General features: G+C 60.3%; 12 protein-coding genes, 1 pseudogene and 1 CRISPR repeat array. Of the genes and pseudogenes, 8 read left to right on the forward strand and 5 right to left on the reverse strand.

The features are described 5' to 3' along the window. Positions 1–3: 3 nt before the first annotated feature. A CRISPR array of direct repeats spans positions 4–615; the repeat unit is 36 nt; unit sequence GTTGTTTCTCTTCTCTAGAACCTGCAGATAGACTTC. A 49-nt stretch (positions 616–664) separates the two neighbouring features. From cas2 to cas9, 3 genes are read right to left on the reverse strand one after another with little or no spacing between them, the layout of a single operon-like run. Beyond that, a complete protein-coding gene (cas2, locus tag Q0X28_RS08285) occupies positions 665–985 on the reverse strand; it encodes a CRISPR-associated endonuclease Cas2 (RefSeq protein WP_298577592.1) in 321 nt (106 codons plus the stop codon). A gap of 3 nt (positions 986–988) precedes the next feature. Continuing rightward, complete coding sequence (gene cas1 / locus Q0X28_RS08290) at positions 989–1900, reverse strand: type II CRISPR-associated endonuclease Cas1 (protein ID WP_298577594.1); 912 nt, start codon at positions 1898–1900, stop codon at positions 989–991. Continuing rightward, complete coding sequence (gene cas9 / locus Q0X28_RS08295; RefSeq protein ID WP_298577596.1) at positions 1897–5322, reverse strand: type II CRISPR RNA-guided endonuclease Cas9; 3426 nt, start codon at positions 5320–5322, stop codon at positions 1897–1899. Before cas9 ends, cas1 begins: the two co-directional genes overlap by 4 nt. 365 nt (positions 5323–5687) lie before the next feature. Here cas9 and Q0X28_RS08300 point away from each other — a divergent pair, with 365 nt between their 5' ends. Next, positions 5688–7100, forward strand: a complete 1413-nt coding sequence (locus Q0X28_RS08300; RefSeq protein ID WP_298577598.1) for an MFS transporter — start codon at positions 5688–5690, stop codon at positions 7098–7100. Between the two features lie 14 nt (positions 7101–7114). Here Q0X28_RS08300 and Q0X28_RS08305 read toward each other — a convergent pair whose 3' ends face one another. Then, positions 7115–8251, reverse strand: a complete 1137-nt coding sequence (locus Q0X28_RS08305; RefSeq protein WP_298577600.1) for an SGNH/GDSL hydrolase family protein — start codon at positions 8249–8251, stop codon at positions 7115–7117. A gap of 37 nt (positions 8252–8288) precedes the next feature. Between Q0X28_RS08305 and Q0X28_RS08310 the strand changes: the two genes are divergently transcribed. The 5 genes and pseudogenes from Q0X28_RS08310 (at position 8289) to Q0X28_RS08330 (ending at position 13233) form a co-directional block, all read left to right on the forward strand. Further along, positions 8289–8459: a hypothetical protein gene (locus Q0X28_RS08310; protein WP_296239542.1), complete on the forward strand. Its 171-nt coding sequence runs from the start codon at positions 8289–8291 to the stop codon at positions 8457–8459. A gap of 4 nt (positions 8460–8463) precedes the next feature. Further along, positions 8464–9999 (forward strand): hypothetical protein, encoded by a 1536-nt coding sequence (locus Q0X28_RS08315; protein ID WP_298577602.1) that lies wholly within the window; start codon positions 8464–8466, stop codon positions 9997–9999. Between the two features lie 152 nt (positions 10000–10151). Continuing rightward, positions 10152–11612 (forward strand): formate/nitrite transporter family protein, encoded by a 1461-nt coding sequence (locus Q0X28_RS08320; protein WP_298577604.1) that lies wholly within the window; start codon positions 10152–10154, stop codon positions 11610–11612. Positions 11613–11719: 107 nt separating this feature from the next. Continuing rightward, a pseudogene (locus tag Q0X28_RS08325) lies at positions 11720–12379 on the forward strand (NAD(P)H-dependent oxidoreductase). A 29-nt stretch (positions 12380–12408) separates the two neighbouring features. After that, entirely contained in the window at positions 12409–13233 is an 825-nt protein-coding gene (locus Q0X28_RS08330) for a YaaA family protein (protein WP_298577606.1), read from the forward strand. Positions 13234–13256: 23 nt separating this feature from the next. Here Q0X28_RS08330 and Q0X28_RS08335 read toward each other — a convergent pair whose 3' ends face one another. After that, on the reverse strand, positions 13257–13904 hold the full coding sequence (locus tag Q0X28_RS08335) for a ribonuclease H (RefSeq protein WP_367270684.1): 648 nt from the start codon (positions 13902–13904) through the stop codon (positions 13257–13259). A 222-nt stretch (positions 13905–14126) separates the two neighbouring features. Between Q0X28_RS08335 and Q0X28_RS08340 the strand changes: the two genes are divergently transcribed. Together Q0X28_RS08340 and Q0X28_RS08345 are read left to right on the forward strand one after the other, a co-directional pair. After that, on the forward strand, positions 14127–15701 hold the full coding sequence (locus Q0X28_RS08340) for an alpha/beta hydrolase-fold protein (RefSeq protein ID WP_298577608.1): 1575 nt from the start codon (positions 14127–14129) through the stop codon (positions 15699–15701). A gap of 482 nt (positions 15702–16183) precedes the next feature. Further along, entirely contained in the window at positions 16184–17854 is a 1671-nt protein-coding gene (locus Q0X28_RS08345; protein ID WP_290598813.1) for an MFS transporter, read from the forward strand. Positions 17855–17922: the final 68 nt, after the last annotated feature.

Raw genomic sequence — 17922 nt, forward strand, 5'->3', positions numbered from 1 at the left:
GCTGTTGTTTCTCTTCTCTAGAACCTGCAGATAGACTTCAAGTCGATCCCACAACTGTATGCGGATAGTTGTTTCTCTTCTCTAGAACCTGCAGATAGACTTCCGGTTTCTTTCTCGACCACAGCGTCACGGTTGTTTCTCTTCTCTAGAACCTGCAGATAGACTTCCGTCGGCGGGGATAACAGTGACAAACCAGTTGTTTCTCTTCTCTAGAACCTGCAGATAGACTTCCTGCCGAAGTCCTGTGAGGGCTGACTGCGTTGTTTCTCTTCTCTAGAACCTGCAGATAGACTTCCGTTGCACGCCCCCTATGGCGCGACTGGGTTGTTTCTCTTCTCTAGAACCTGCAGATAGACTTCCCGAATCAAGCGCCCCAACACGCCTATAGTTGTTTCTCTTCTCTAGAACCTGCAGATAGACTTCCTGCCGAAGTCTTGGGAGGGCTGGCTGCGTTGTTTCTCTTCTCTAGAACCTGCAGATAGACTTCATTAGTGTATGACCAATTGGGAACACCGGTTGTTTCTCTTCTCTAGAACCTGCAGATAGACTTCGTCGTCACAGGAGCATCGTAAACACCGCGTTGTTTCTCTTCTCTAGAACCTGCAGATAGACTTCCGAAATCCTGATTCTTAGAGGTTTATCTGCAGGTTTACTGCATTTAGGGTTAGAAAATTTCGAGTTGGTCGGGAGGATCTTCGGGCTTTTCTTCCTCCTCATTAAAAATTCTGACCTGCTTTCCCCACTGGCTGTCAGATATAAGAATCATCCGAATATCTCCACCAGGCGGACACACCGCCTTAATACATTTGTAAATACCGGCAATAGGTTCCACAAAAGGAACGTAGCGGGCATACACACTATGTTGAAGGTGAGTAAAGCCCAGATAAAGTAGCTCCTTGTGAAGCTGAGTGTAGGCACGAACCTGGGATTTAGTTTTCGTTGGGACGTCAAACATGACTAGTGACCACACTTTTTGCTCACTCATCACTTACTCCACAAAAGGGCCTTCCCAATACAGCACTGGCAAGGTCTGAATATCGCCCTCTACGTACTGCCCAAAAGCTGTACAGAGGTCTTGAATTACCGTTGGGAGCGTGTCGCCCCCCGGTGCAAATTGGCCCTGGGTGAGAGCCACGAGTTCGCGTTTCGTTTCAGGAATAGAAAGATCAGTGAGTGTGGAGCCCTCCAGCATGGTGTGGACGTGGTAGTCCACAAACGGCCGGAAGGGCTCAATAAGGTCATCTGCTAAAGCAAAGTTATTACCACGATGCTTATGGTGAATCCCCAGCACAGGGGCTAGACCAGCTGCAGTGAGACTCCTCATCACATGGCCGCGAAGAATGGTGTAGGCGTAATTGAGAGCACCATTAATGTTGTCTCGACTATTAGCATCACGGCGGTAATCCGGGCCAAACAGTCGGCGCCAGTAGTAGCTTGCAGCGGTGCCCTCAACATTTTCCGGATCCCCAGAATGAACGCTTTTCGCAAGTTCTTCTAGATGTTGCGCCGCATTGATGTCGATAGCTTTGAGGTTATGTGCCTGTCCACGGATCTTCCCTTGAACCAGCATCTTCCAAGCATTTTTCTGGCGTGGCACAGAAAGAGAAGCCTGCGCTCTTTGCCGTGCAGCAACCCTAGTGTGAAACGACCACGGGTGCAGTGCCGCAGCAGGCTCTCGCTTCCAGTCGCACACCAGCAGCGAACAACCATTACGAGCAACACCGTCGATGGTCCCACCGGTCACCATCGTCTTCGGGCCAATGAGGATAACAGCTACGTCGACCAGCGGAACCTTAACCTTCCGCTTCCCCTCCTTAACAACAGTCAACTGGCCGCCAGAATAGTAGACCTCCCCCTCAAAACTGGAGAAGTCCACTATCCGCCAACGGTTCGTTGTCATGGCTCAATAATGAGGGTAAAGGGAAGAGGCGACCGTGCACTGAGTCGCTCTCTGCCCAAGGCATCGTATCGAATAACACGAAGCGGGCCTCGCATAAGCACTTGTGCCGAGGGGCGCCATCCGTTAGGTGCCAGGACAGTTTGCTTCAGCTTGCCGCTAGTAGCCTCATCAAAACGAGAGTCAACGGAAGACCCGCCTTGCTTGCCTAATACCCCTTCGGGGCTGGTGAGAACAGGAGCAAGCTTGATTTTCGCCGACATGTTGTCAAAACCAATGACTCTCCACCGACGAGTGGCATTCGGAATGACCTCTTCAAGAGTCTTACCGACGCCGCTCAGTGCTTTGTCATCAACTTCAAGGACATCATTCTTCACCAACCAGGTCAGATAGACCGCCTCGCCCTTCTTTAGTGCAACTTTGAGTTTTGGATGTGCTTGGCGGATGGAAATGCTTTGCGGGGGTAACTCATAGCTAAAGAGGTCACCCTCGGTGGGGAGATCAAAGGGCAGTACACGCATGAAGTAGTACGCAAAGCCCTTTTTCTGCGGGATACGGTAGAGACGTAGGTGGTGGAAGTCGCCGGCCGCCGCCCAGCCGTCGCGGACTTTTAGAGCTGCCTGATCGCAAATGGCGTCTGGTTTTTTGTTGTCTTTGGGAGTGAAGAACTCAAGGTCATCATTCGGCCCGAGGTGCGTACCGTTGATAACGATGCGCCGTTCTGGGTTTTCTGGAAGCCCCGTCTTCTCGTCGTAGTCTTCACAACGCGTCAGCGCACACCACTGCGCCTCTGTTGCGGAAGCGTCAACTTCTTTTGCGGTTAAAGCTGCTTTCACAGGCCGGTGGGCCAAAGGCCGGATTTCGTCTTCGTGGGCGCGCCCGCTTGTTCGGGAAAGCCGAAGTGGGGTCCAAACCGGAATGTCGTCGTTGAGAAGTTTCTCGGCAACTAGGCCAATAAGCACCTGAGAGTTGCTGAGCCACCTTTGGTAGGCAGTTTTGTGGGCAATGTCTGTACCTTGGAAGTCCTTCCATGAACCATAAAAGTTGCTAACGGTTGCGCTGCGGTAGGAACTACCAAGTGTCTTCTCTTGGTCGCGAAGTGCCTTGCGTTGCGCTAATACTTGTGCCGCATAGGGGCGTGTAATAGACATGATTGCAGCGTCAATGGCGTGGTGCCGCCGGTCAATACGTTTGTTATTGTCATGCGGATCGCCCTCAATATGCAGTGTAGGAAGGCTCCAATATCCGGCAGCATGACGTGCTTCTGCAGTGATAAAACCAGCGAGCACGTTGACTTTCGTCTCGGGGAATTCTGCTTCTAGTCTTCCGCGAAGAATAGTGCCCATGGTCGCTGTTGGTGCAAGTGACCGAGAATCTAGAGCTTCCTCCTTGCCCACGGTGTGTAGCGCACGCAGGTATTCCTTCTGCATGGACTTCTTGGAGAAGGCCTGATTCTCCAAATTCATACTGTGGTTAACAAACTCATCAACCATCTTGCGATTGGTGTAGGTGGGATGGTCTTGTTTCACCCATTCGGCATAAGTTCTGCCGCCTTTAGCTTGGTTGCAGCGGTGGCACGACCCTGCCAGGTTGGTCACCCGGTTGGTAGCACCGGGACCGGAGCGCGGGACAATATGGTCCATTTCCACACTGCGCATATCGATGGGCGCACCGCAGTAAAGACAACGGTTGTTCTGCCTGTGGAGGGCTTCAGCGCGTAGCGTATCCCGGCGGTTGTCTTCCCGAATGCCGCGCTTTTCTTGCAGCGTTTGGCGTGCTTTCCGGGCACGACGCTGTTGGAATTCCATGTCGGCCTTTGCTTTTGCGCTCATCAGACCCTCACGGGCGAGCTCCACGGTGATAGCCTGCGGCTCTCCCCAATAATTGCGGGCCATTTGAAGGAAGCGCGACACAATCTTCAATGACCGGTCCACCGAAGCAATGCCGGTACTCTCCGTAAGTTGTGCCACTGTCGGCTTACGGTGGAAATTCTTCTCGATCGCATCGGCGAGAGAGTCGTCACTGTTCAGGAGATGATCGGCGAGAATACGACAAGTCTCCGCAGCGAAGGAAGCACGACCCTTGGGAAGCTCCTTTGTAGAGAACGCTTCGATCTCCGCCAATTCGGTGGGGGTGAGCGTCAACAAGTAGTTGTTGACGTCCGGGTTATCCGTGTCGTAGTTGACTTGCAGCTCGATGAAATCTTGCTGTTGTTCGGGAGTGGCATCGTTCCACCATTTCTTTAGGAAGGGTTTTGCCTTCGTCGCCATCTTGATGGCCGTGGTGTCGACTGGTGGGCGGGCAGCAACAATGAGTTCAGCATCGGGTGTTGTGGAGGCGATGCCCGTCAACTGCGGCGCTTCAATACCGAGGAGGTCCGCAACATCACCCCACGTAGAGATTGTGGTGTGGGGATTGTGTAGTTCCGCAGCCACTTTTTGGCGCTCTTCAGCGGTGAGGAAACGTGCCGAGTGGCCCTCCTTAATCTTGAGTGTCGCCAGGGTGGCGGCAATGCGGTAGCGCTGAAATTCCGGGTGGGCTTTCGAGCAGCGCAGCAACTGAGGCTGGAGCCCGCATCGCCCAACGGTCTGCATGACGCCTGCCGATGCTTTCTTCTGGTAGAAGATAGTTCCCAGCAGCTGCTCTTCCAGTTCGGCAGGAATGTTTTGGGTGGCACAAATCCGCTGGATTTCGTGGACGTTATCTACCTGGAATAGGCGGCCATCAATAAGACCAGGCCGCTTCTTGGACTCGGTACCAAGGGTACGTATACGCAGCTGGTTTGAGTTCGCCCACCGTGCCTCATCCTCCGGGTCGAGTCCAACGGGGTGGGGGCACTGTAAAGCGGACCAAACGATTGCCCCAACTGTGTCAGAGTCATCCACACGGGCACCCACCCGTTGCGCATTGGAGACCAGGCGCGTGAAAGCATCCGAGTGGCTTTCATCGTCGAAAAGATCTGCTAAAGGCTGGTAAGGGTTCCGCCAACCACGGTGGCGGGCAATGTGCCGGAAAACTTCCCCCAGAACCTGGGCGCGTTCTTCGTCATCTTCAATATAAGAGCTTGTAGCGCGGTAACGATCCTCCCAGATTTGGGTGGGAAATTCTGCTTCCTGGCGGCCATGCCAGCCCTGCGCATCGAGTAGTTTGTCCAGCTTGTTGAGACGCTTCTTTTCGACGCGTAGCCGGCGGCGGGCACGGCGGGCGAAACCAGCAGAGGCTTTGCGAGTCTGGTTACTCTTAGCTTTGTCGGGGTCCAGGCCACCATCATGGATGACGGATTGCATGGCGAGGATCTCGTGCGGGACGCCTTCCGCGGTGAGCGCGAGGGCGAACAAACCCACGGAGTTTTGGCCGGCATCAATACCGACGACGTAGGAACCTCCAACAGGAAGCGTGGGAATAGGGTCAAGGGTGGTGCGCACAAGGACTCCAGAGAAGAGAAAAAAGGGTTTTGAATCGGTGACACATTAACTAAAACATATGGGTGTCACATTTTTGTGAGAAATAAGGAAAACCGCCCACGAAGGGCGGTTTTAATTACCAGAAACTGGTGAGAATTCAACCGGAACTAACGAGTTTCCGGCTTATTGTTTTCTTCTCTACCTAAAGTGTAGCAGCCACCACCCAAACAAAGCTCCGATTGCCACATTGTTGTCGTCAGCTTACAAATAGCTTGGAGGCCCGGCATCGTGCCGCGCGCACCCCGTCACCACAGATATAAGGTGGCACCGAAATAAGATGGCACGGGGATAACCGCACAGACCAGGGAACACCGTAGGGTGGAGGGGTGAAAAAGACGCACCTGCACGTACTCCTCGTGGTCGCCGTAGTCCTCTTCGCGCTCAACATGCGCGCCGGCGTCACCAGCATCGCCCCCGTCCTCCAAGAAATCCAGGGCGGTCTGCACATGTCGGACTCGCTGGCCGGCCTCCTCACCAGCCTCCCCACCCTCATCTTTGCCCTCGTCGGACTCATCACCCCTCTGGCCTCCCGCACCCTCGGCCTCCACTCCACCATGCTGGTCGCCATGGTTGCCCTCAGCCTGGGGCTGATCGTCCGTGCCTTTATGGGGGGCAGTGCCGGGTTCCTCGTCTTCACCATTGTCGCCTTGGCCGGCATCGCCATCACCAACGTCCTTATGCCGGCGTTCATCAAAACGCATTTCCCCGCGAAAATCCCCACCTACACTGCGGTTTACTCCACGGCGCTCACTGCCATGGCGTTCCTTTCCTCCGTGGTGGTTGCGCCCATGAGCCACAGCATGAGCACCGGCTGGCGTGGCGCCGTTGGCTTCTGGGGTTTGTTGGCTGTGCTTGCGGTGGTCCCCGCTGGGATCCTCGTTGCCCTGCAGAAGAAGCACCGGCTTGCGGTGGGTGACGGTGCTGCGGCTGGTGACGGTACCGGTGCTGCGGCTGGTGACGGTGTTAGTTACGGTGCCGGCGCGAGTGGTGCTGCCAACGCGGACATTACTGCCGACGCGAACGCGGCAGCGCACACCCGAGCAGGCGCAGCGGGCAACACGGCGGCAGCCAGCGCAGCCGTCGACGCGGACGCAGCAAACGCGGCAGATGCGGCAGCCGGGGCCGAACCCGCCAAACTGTGGGTGATGTTCCGCTCCAAGAAAGCCTGCGCCCTCGCCCTCTTCTTCGGCCTCCAATCCCTCCACGCCTTCGTCCAAATGGGTTGGCTCGCACAAATCTTCCGCGACTACGGCGTCTCCCAAAACTACGCCGGCATGCTCGCCGGCCTCATGCAGCTCCTCTCCATCCCCGGCGCCATGCTCGCTCCCGCGCTACTAGGCAAAGTGAAAAACCCGCGGCTCCTCGTCGCCGGCACCGCCGCCATCGCCGCCCCCGCCTACCTGGGCATGCTCCTCGCCCCCGCCAGCGTGCCCTGGCTATGGGTCATCCTCTTCGCCCTGGCCAACACCACCTTCCCCATGGCCCTCACCCTTATCGGCTGGAGCGGACGCAGCGGCGACACCACCGCCCTCCTCTCCTCCTTCGTCCAATCCTTCGGCTTCCTCATCGCCAGCCTGGGCCCACTGCTGGTCGGCATCCTCCTGCAAGCCACCACCGGCTGGACCGTCCCCCTCATCTTCTGTCTGGTCCTCGTCATCCCCTTCGCCATCGCCGGCGACATTGCGGCCGCCCCCGGCTACGTGGATGACCAGCTGAAGCGCACCCCCGCCGAGGCGTAGCGGGGCCGCGCAGGCTACCGGGTAACCTCCCGGTACTTGCCTGCCACCAGGTTCCCCATGTGCACCTGCCCCACGTAAGTGGGGTGCAGCGGGTAGGAGTTGGTGTCCAGCCCCAGGCCGCCCACCCAGCGCTGGCTGGGTGCGGCACACACGGAATGCCCCGGCTCCTGCACCGTCCCCACCGAGTACACATGGTTGCGGGCGGCGGCCTGCCGGATTGCCCCGTTGAGTTGCCGCTGGTAGGACATCACAAACGCGCGGTCCCCGGGCAGCATGTTCTTGGTTTGGGCGCAGTCCACGCCCTCATCCAGAGCGGCCATGTAGCCGGTGAGGATAACAACCGCGTGCGGCGACGCCTGCTTAATCCCGGCAATCAGCGCATCCAGCTTCGCCGGCAGGGCGTTCAGCCGCTGCTGCACATTCTTCTGCGCCAGCTTCGCGCAGCCCTCCTGCTGGCTGGGCGCATAGACGAACCCCAGCGGGCAGCCCCAGATAAGGTAGGCGATCTTTGTGTCGTTGGCGCCCAACGTCACCGTCACCAGCTCCGTATCGGGGCGAAGGCCGTCCCGCTGCGGCGGCACACCCGGGTATTGGGGATCCCGGAAATTGTCGGTAGTGGCGCTGCTGCAGGACACATCCCGCAGTTCCGCCCCCAACTCGACGGCGGCGAGGCGCGGGTAGTTGCGGGCGCTGTTAAGGCAGAGCAGCCGCGCCCAGAAGGTGGGATGGCCCGGGGCGAGGGCAGGTTTCTGCGGGAGAGTGGCGGTGGGGAGTAGGTCGGAGAGGGCGGCGAAGGAATCGCCCAAGGCCACATAGCGGATAGGTGGCATGAGGACGGGTCCCGGCCCCAAGATGGGTGACGTGCCCGCCGCGGCTGCCGCGGAGGCTGTGGTCGCTGCGTGGGATGCGCCGGGGGAGAGGGTGACGGCTGCGCCGGGGGAGAGGGTGACGGCTGCGCGACCTGCGCCAGGCGAGCCGGTGGCATCGAGTGCGGGGAGTGCGGGCGAGGCGGCGGCGGGGGAGACCGTGAGCGGCGAAAGAGTGGCTGCAAAAGTAGCAGCGAGGGTCGCGGCGGCAAGTGTGGCCGAGACACACGCGCTGGGGGAGCGGAGTGAAACGGATGGATGGGTGTGACGGATTGGCTGGCGCATAATGCCTCCACCTGGTTCCTCAAAAAGCATCCTAGATGTGCTGATAGAACCCATTCTAGGAGTGCTCGCCCAATCCCGCGTGCCATGCGGCCCCGTCGCTAACACTGCCGCCGGCTCCGTCATGACAATTGTCCCCGGCCCCGTCACCAACCCTGCCCCCGGGACCCATCACCCAAAGGTAGCACCCCCACGCACAACCAAAGAGTGATGTAATGGCGCAGAACCTTCCCCACACACCAAGAAACGACGGCGAAGAGCCCCCCATGCACACCGACTACCAGCAACTCCGCAGCGCATACCAGCAGCTCAACACTGCCATCGAGCAGGCGCCGCAGCTATTCGCCGACCCCACCCCCTACACCCTGCCAGCCAGCAGCCTCCCCTCCGCACAATCCTTCGCCGCACAACTCCGCACCCTGGTAGAACACCCGCTCGGCGCCCAAACCATAATGAACTGGCACTTCACCGAAACCGCCTGCCTCGCCCGCGTTCTCGGAAACCTCTGCGGTGCCGTACAAGACCCCAACCTCAATACCAGCCACGGCGTGGCAGCAACCTACCGCCAGCTCGCCGCCCAACACCACCACCCCGCCAACCCGCGCGCCGGCGCAGTATCCGGAGACGCAGCCGGCCAATCTTCCGGGGCAGCAACTAGCGCGGAATCCGGCGCAGGAGCTAACCAGCCCGCCGGCGCCCTCACCCTCCCCCCACTCTGCGACGAACCCGCCGGCCGAAACATACCTACCCTAGCCAGCCACTTCGCAGAACTCGACGATGCCGACATCGCCGCCACCGCCACCACCTGGCGCAATACCGCAGCCGCCCTCCACGACTATGCCGCCCGCCTCCACCAGGCCGCCACCTCCATCGCCCACGCCGGCACACATGCCGGTACTAATGCCATTACTAATGCCGATATCTACGGTGGCACTCGCGCCGACACCTACGGCGGGACCCACAGTGTCACCCCCGGCAGCACCCACATTGATGCGCACGGCGCCGAAACCTTCGCCACCAGCCAAGGCATCCACGAATGGGCCGACGGCCTAGAAGAATTCGCCCGCCGCAGCGAAACAATCGCCCAACGCATCGACAGCTTCGCCGCAACCTACACCACCACCCGCACCCAACTGGCCGACATCGCCACCCGCCGGGAAGAAGCCCTCGAACAACCCGCCTTCCAGACCTACACCTTCCCCGAAGTCGCCTTCACCAGCCGCGCCGACCAGCTCCTCCGCGACACCTACAACCCCGGCATCCAGCAGGCCACCCTGGCCGGCATTAGCTTCCCCCTGCCGCAAGCCGCCCTCCACAAGGTGAAACCTGGCACCGCCACCACCGCCACCCAACCTGGCTTTCCTCCGCAGCCGGCGCAGCAGCGCGGCCATTCCACCACCGCCCCCCACCTCCACGACTACGGCTACAACCCCACCGCCGCCCCGGCCGTCACCCCAACCGCCTGGCCCACCCCCCGCAAACAAAGCGGAGACCCCTACTCGCCCGACCTCCACAACCCCACCTACGACCCCAAAATCCGGGAAGCCTACCAAAAACTCTTCTCCGAAAACCGCGCCCTGGACCCTCTTGCCACCGACGGCCGCAACCACGCCTTCCGCCGCCGCAACCCCGAAGACTCCCCCACCTTCCGCCGCCGCGAACCCCGCAGCAACCGCATCCTCCCCAAACCCGGCGGCATCCGCGGCCCCATCCGCCACCCCGACGACCCCCTCTACGGTACCGGCAGATAGCGCAGCGAGCCACCGGGACTCGTCACCCTGGCAGCGAAAAACCCACCATCCGGGGGTACAGATCACCATGTTGCGGCGCAGACCACCATCCCCCGGTATCCTGCTTGTAACGTCCTTGCTAACTCTCCCCACCCAAGGAAGGTGGACATCTCATGGGAATCATCGACGGAGTTAAAAACAGCCGCCCCAACAACCAGCGCGCGCAAATCGAGGAACGCCTCACCAAAAACCGTGAGCGCGTCCAAGAAGAACGCATCGCCGCCCTCGACGACGACAACACCACCTTCCACCGCGAAAAAGCCCTCGACGACGCCTTCGATCGGCAAGTCAGCGAAGGCCGCCAACGCCTCGCCCGTCCCCGCCCCCAACAATTCATCACCGGCGTCATGGGCGGCATGGAAATCAGCCTCGGCATCCTCATCGGCATGCGTGTCACCGACCTCAGCGGCAGCCAACTCCTCGGCGGCGTCGCCTTCAGCCTCGGCTTCATCACCCTCCTCCTCGCCCACTCCGAACTGTTCACCGAAGGCTTCCTCGTCCCCACCTCCGCCGTCGTCGCCCGGCGCGCCCGCATCCTCCAACTGGTGAGGTTCTGGTTCTACACCTTCCTCGGCAACCTCGTCGGCGGATTCGTCGTCATGTGGGCCACCACCACCGCCTTCCCCGACTCCAACGACGTCCTCATTCACCACGGGGAACACTTCGCCTCCCTCACCCCAGACCTCAAAACCGTGCTCATGGCCATCATCGCCGGCACCGCCATCACCCTCATGACCCGCATGCAGATGGGCACCAGCGAAGTCATCGGCAAAATCGTCGCCGCCCTCTTCGGCGGCATCCTCCTCTTCGGCTTCGGCATGCTCCACAGTGTCCTCGACACGCTCATCATGCTGGGCGCCTGGTGCGCTGGCGCCAGCGTCACCTACCTGGACATCCTCGGCTTCCTCTGGTGGGTCATCCCCCTCAACATGTTCGGCGGTATCGTCTGCGTCGCCATGCCCCGCGCCCTCCAAGCCCGGGACCGCGTCCGGATGGAACGCATCCGCGTCGCCCTGGAAATGCACAACGGGGACGAGCTGGCCAACGACGCCCGCGGCCTCCTCATTTCCGGCCACGACCTGCGGGAGGAGCTCCAAAAGGAACTGGAGGAGACATCCGGCGAAACTGTGCCGAACGGCCCCTGGCAGGATTTGGGCAATCGCATCAGCGCCCGTTTCACCCGCCTGGGCAACCGCCTGGGTAGCCCCGATGAGCAGCGCCGGCAGTCCTACCGCCGGCAGGCGGAGATGGATCGCCGCGCCAAGCTGACCGAGGAAACGATAGCGACCCGTAGCCGTGAACGGCAGGAAACTCAGACCCGCGCCGACAACGCCAGCAGCAGTAGCAGCGCTAGCGGCAGTAAAGGTGAGGGGTCCAGCCGGAAGGGTGACGGGTCCAGCCGCAAACATGAGGGGCACATGCGGAAGGGTGACGAGTCCAGTCGGAAAGATGACGGGTCCGCCGCCACCCTGGCCGAACGCGGCATTCTCCACCACGGCAGAGGCGGCGGCCACGGCCGCAAAGGCAGCAGCTCAGACACTAGGGGTCGCATCGACCCGCCGCTCCCGCGCTAAGCTGTAAGCACACAGAGAAGCCGTACAAGGAGACCGCATCCGCCATGAGCACCGACCCCACCCAACACCTTTCCAACCAGCCAGGCGTCCCTAACCTCACCCCCTGTATGAACGCCGAGCAGGTTGTCCAGCTTCTCCATAACCGTTACACCGCCAAAAAGTACAACCCCACCATGCGGGTCAGCGAAGAAGACTTTGCCGCCATCATCGAAGCCGGTCGCATGAGCCCCAGCAGCATGGGTTTCGAACCCTGGCACTTCGTCCGCATCAACAACCGCGATCTCATCAACGAGATGCTCCCCTACATGTGGGGGGCCGCCGGCAAACTCGAAGACGCCAGCCACGTCGTCGCCCTCCTCGGCCGCAACGTCGACTAGATGAAGCCCTACAGTAGCTACCTCACCCACATCCACGAGGACATCCAAAAGTACCCGCATGAGGCCCTCGACGCCCGCATGGGCCGCTACGTCACCTTCATTAACGAAGACCACAACTTGCAGACCGACAGCGAAAAGAACCTGTGGGTGGACAAGCAGGTGTACCTGGCGCTGGGCAATATGCTCACCATGTCCGCCGCCATGGGCATCGACTCCACCCCCATCGAGGGATTCCAGAAGCGCTCGCTGGAGAAACTCCTGACCGAGCGTGGCGTCTACGACCCGGAGGAGTTCCACCTTACTGTGTTCGTCTGCTTCGGTTACTCGGATGCCGAGCACCGCATGAAGACACGCCGCCCCACCAGCGAAGTCCTCACCGTCATCGACTAGCACCCGCTATCGAGTAACCGCCCCCGCCCATGCGCATCCTGCTACCCCCCTCCGAAGGGAAAACCCCGGCCAGTCCAGACCGCGCCCCCATCCGCCTCGAGAGCCTCGTCTACCCCCACCTGGCCGACCAGCGGCTGGCCGTCGGTGACGCCCTGCAGGCAGCCAGCCGCCGCCCCGACGCCCTCACTATTCTGGGTGTTGGCCAGCGTGTCGCCGCCGACGTCGAGCGTAACCGCACCCTCTGGCAGCAGCCCGCCGCCCCCGCCCACAACATTTACACCGGTGTTCTCTATGCTGGCGCACAACTGGGCAGTGGCCGTGCTCGCCACCTGGCCTGGGCCGACAAGCATATTCTTATTGCCTCCGGGCTGTGGGGGTGGGTGCGCCCCGGTGACTGCATCCCCGCCTACCGCTGCCCTATGAACGTCACTCTTCCCGGCGTCGGCCCCCTGGGTCCCTACTGGCGCCGCGCCCTCAAAAACGCTTTCACCCGGCAGATGGAGGGGGAGCTGGTGGTCGACTGCCGCTCCGGCGCCTACCAGAAAGCGTGGATGCCGAACGCGCGGGTGTGCCAGGAGCACGCCATCGACCTGGTGCAGGTGAAGGTTGTGCGGCTCACCAGTGGCCGTGAAAAAGTGGTGTCCCACAACGCTAAACAATGGCGTGGGCTGTTGACGCAGGCGCTAGTGAGAGCGGGGGGCGACGGGCTCACCATCAACGACCCGGGCGATCTTGTGGAGGCGCAGCCGCAACTCTTCGCCACCATCCGCGACAGCCTAGGTGGCGAACATTTGAGCGGTGCCCGTTTGGAGGGTGGCGACGGCCGCTGGACCCTCACGCTGGTTACTGCCTAGCGCCCGGTGCGCGGGAGGGGGCTTTAGAATAGCGTGTCCTGCGTGCCATGGGCAGAACTGCCCCGGACTGCGCTGCCACTGCCTGCACTGGCTTTAGTACCGCTGGCTTTAGTACCGCTGGTGTTGGTACCGCTCGCGTTCCCGCTGCCCGAGCTGCTACCGGTAGCAGCTCCCCGGACTGCACTGCCACTGTCCGCACCCGGGAAACCCGGCCCTTCGGGAATGGGCTGGTGTTGCTGGTAGGCGGTGGCCACCGCCCGGGCTGCCGAATCCGCCGCCTCGTTCAACGGGTGCCCCGCATGCCCCTTCACCCACGTGAAGCGCACCTGCCGGCCCCGCAACTCCGCATCCAGCTGGCGCATCAGATCCGCGTTCAGCACCGGCTTGCCGTCACCCTTTTTCCAGCCGCGCTTCTTCCAGCCCGGCATCCACTTCGTCAACGAATTGATGACGTACTGGGAATCGCACAGAATGTGCAGCTCCTCGCCGGCGCGGTGCTTGGTGGACAGCAGCAGGTCCAGCACGGCCATCAGCTCGCCCTGGTTGTTGGTGCCTTGTGGCCAGCCGCCCGCATGCCAGCAGGTCTCGTCGATGAACCAGGCCCAGCCGGCGGGGCCGGGGTTACCCAAGGAGGAGCCGTCTGCTGCTGCGGTAATAGTCATGGCTCCCATTTTGGCATACTGGGTGACTCGAGCGTAGCGGCAGCATCGCCTCGCGCGCTTACTCGGACCCTGCGCGCTTACTCGGGCCTTGAGTGTGTGCTCCCTTCTTACTGCGCGTTCCCTCTCGCGCTCCGTTGGACGAGCATTATCCTAGAGCTAAGATACAGGTGAGCCGTGCCGTCGACTCTCTCTCATTCATCGCTTTATGATTTTTGTAGGCAGCTGCTCGTTATGATTTCGCTCTCTCATCGTCTTTCTCGTCGTATCGTCGCAGTGGTGGCGTCCTGTGCCACTGCAGCTGGCATGATCCTCCCCATTTCTTCCGCGCAGTCCGCGCCGGCGCGAGCAGCGCACTCTAACGCACCGCGCACCGCGGAGCAGATGGCGGACACTACCCGCACATCCGGGGCAGAGAATGAGAACGCAGACAGCGACCGGCAGGACTCCTCCCCACTGTCTATTCTCGACAGAGACGCGAACTACCGTATTACCGTGCGTAGCCGGGAGAACACTCTTCCACTTCGCCGCGATGACTCCCCGAAGGGTCGTTGTATGCGCGACCCGATGGCCGGCAACTTCCAACGCTGCCGCATTTGGTCGCCGTCCAACAAACGCTACATGTCCATCCATTTCAAGCCGGCTGTCAAGCATTCGCGGCGTGTCCTGATGCTGCTTGACGGTGCCAGCGCGATCGATACTCACAGTCGCTGGATCAATCTTGGTGGTGCTGCGCGTACCTTCGCGAACACGGACATTAACGTCATCCTGCCCATTGGGGGCGGTGCATCCTACTACGCAGATTTCCAATACCCCTACAAGTACTGTTCCTTGGCTCACCTGAAGTTGGATACACAGCAGTGGGAAACGTTTCTCACTAAAGACCTCCTGAGGTGGGCAACGGATAACGACCTGGCGACCAGCAACTGGAGCGTCGGTGGATTCTCCATGGGGGGCGGGTCGGCGCTCGCCCTGACGGAACGCCACCCAGATATTTTTGACCAAGCACTGTCCTACTCAGGTTTGAACATGATGTTTGTTCCGGGCCTGCAAGAGGTGCTCACCGTCACCAGCGATTTAACCCCCTGTATGTGGCGGCCTTTCGGCAGTCCCTTAAACCCGGCGCGCTACGAGTTTGACCCCTTCCTCAATATGGAGAAACTGCGTGATGCAAAGGATGTCTATCTCTCCGCCAACCTGGGTATTCCGGCCATACGGAACTACCACTCTGGTGACGCGATCAACTCCTTCTGGGAATGGGGAGTTGTTGTCCTCACCGTTCTCTTTTTCCTCAAGGCGAAGGCCATCAATCTTACTAACGTGACGCTCCACATTAAGCCGTTAGGAACGCACAACTACTGGGTGGCAGCGCAGGAACTCCGGGAGACAAAGGAGCGAATCCTCAACAAAACGATTGACGATGACGACGACGGCGACTCTGCAAACATTGACGCGGACAGTTCGGCAGCGAAGAAGAATTCGGCAGGGAAAAGTTCGACGGGCAGTGTGGCAGATGGGACGGCAGATGGTGAGCCGGATAGCTTGGCGGACAGTTCGGACGTCGACGGGCGCACTCCAGGCTCCGCAAAGGGTGCGAAACATGGTGACGGTACACAGAGTGACGGCGATACTTCCTCGACTGTGAAGGAGCCGGCCCCTGCGGCGTCGTCTAGCACAAAAAAGAAGCCAGCTTCGTCGTCTACGGAGAAGCCGGCAGCGTCCACTACTGCGAAGAAGTCAACACCTGCTGTACCGTCCTCGGCAAGGCAGCCGGCACCCACCGCGACGTCGACGAAGAAATCTGTGTGAGTGGGGGCAGTCGCCACTACTCGTGTAGTGGCGTCCTAGGTGTTGGTGCTGGATTCGGCATCATGCTGGCATATTGTGCTCATGCTAGATGAGTAGTGCGCGGCCGTGTGGGGGGTTACTGCTGCGATTCCTGTGATTGGTGTGAGGCTGCCGAAGTCGCCGCCTCGTTTAACGGGTGCCCCGCATGTCCCTTCACCCATGTAAAGGTGCGCCGGCCGGCCCCGCAATTCGGAGTGCAGCTGGCGCATCCGGTTCGCGTTCAGCACCGGCTTGCTGTCACCCATTCCCACAAGTGTCGCCACCCGTCCACACCAGTGCCGTCACTCAACCGGCTCCAGCACCGTCACCGGATAAGCGTAAAACCCAAGGGTGGCATGCATAGTCGCGAATGTAAGGATGGTTGGGTTGTCTTCCCAAGCGAATCGAGTAAAGTTAGGCATACCTAACTAATTCACCCTGAGAGATTTTGCAGAAGGATGCCCGTGGCTACCACAAACACCCCAAAGAGTACCCCGAAACCGGTCTGGGCGGCCGTCTTCGTTGGACTCTCCACCATCATCATGACGCTCGACAACACCATTGTGAACGTCGCGCTATCCTCTATCGCCAACTACTTCAACGCCCCCCTCTCCAGCGCCCAATGGGTAATTAACGCCTACACCCTCGCCTTCGCCTCCCTCCTCCTCGGCGTCGGTGCCATTTCTGACTTCTGGGGCCGACGGCCGCTCTTCCTCATTGGCCACGCCTTCTTTATGCTCTCCAGCCTCGCCTGCGCCTTCGCCCCCACCGCAGACAGTCTCGTCGTCTTCCGTGGCACCCAAGGATTCGGCGCCGCCATGGTTTTCGGCACCTGCATCCCTCTCATCGCAGACGCCTACGCTAAAGAAGACTCCGCCCGCCGCAACCGTGCTATTGGTCTCTCCATGACCGTCTCCGTTGCCGCCATGGCCTTCGGCCCCCTGGTTGGCGGCATCATCCTCCAAACCGCCGGGGACTTCCTTGGTCGCGGCGCCTGGCCCTGGCTCTTCCTCATCAACGTCCCCCTCGGCCTCATCTGCATCCTTGGTACCCTCGCCGCCGTACCCAACACCTACAAGACGCTCCGCGCCGAAGGCACCACTGCCCAAGGCAAAGCCGACTACCTCACCATCGTCTACACTGTCATCAGCCTCTTTGCCATCAACTACGCCATCCTCTACGGACCGCAACGTGGCTGGGGCAGCTGGCGGACCATCCTCCCCTTCATCCTCGGTATTATCGTCATGGGTATCATGATCTGGCGGCAAAAGCGCAAGGGTGACGATGCCCTGCTGAACCTCAACATGTTCAAGATTCCCAGCTACAGCACCGTCATTGTGCTCGGCTTCGTCTCCAAACTCATGAGCTTCGGACTGTTCAGCTACAGCATCTACTGGATGTTCGGCGTCGGACAGCGCACGCCTATCCAAATCGGCGCTATCATCATGCTCGTTGCCGTTCCCATGATCGCCGTTGCCGGCATGGTCGGCCCCCTCGGGAAAAAGATTGGTGCCAATAACGTCGTCGCCATCGGCATGGCCATCACCGCCATCGGCCTCCTCACCGGCCTCTCCATCAACTACACCACCAACTGGGTAGCGATCGTCCCCGTCTTCCTCCTTATGGGCATTGGCGGCGGTTTCGTCACCCCCTTCATGATGGATATTGCCGTCTCCGTCGTACCTCCTCAGAAAGCTGGCGTCGCCACCGGTATGGCCAACGCCGCCATGCCGCTGGGTACCGCCGCAGGTGTCGCCATCAACGGCGCTATCCTAGCCAGTCACATCAACAACGGCCTGGACAAGAACTCTATCTTCACCTCTCTGCCTGCAGACACCGCTAGTACCGTCCGGGACATGGTGAGTACCGGTGCCGCCGACAAGGTGGGCGCCAAGGTTGCCGGGCTGCTGCCCCCCGACCAGGCCACCTCCCTCAACGACCTAGCCATCAAACTCTCCAGCCAGGGCACCGCCATCATCTTCGTGGTGTGTGGCGTAGTCACTCTGCTGACCGTATTTCTGTCCAAGTGGGGCATCCGCGAGTCCGACCGCTGGCACGGCGACGATGCTGGCGACAGCGCGGGCGACGATGCTGGCGAGAAAGATCCTCAGAGGAGGATAAATACCCAACTATGAACAGTTTCACACTCCCCAGACATTGCGCTCTCCCCGATTCACGTTGACGAATCAGACTCACGGAGCTT

Origin of the sequence: uncultured Lawsonella sp. (genome assembly GCF_947252745.1) — a bacterium.
Lineage (GTDB): Bacteria > Actinomycetota > Actinomycetes > Mycobacteriales > Mycobacteriaceae > Lawsonella.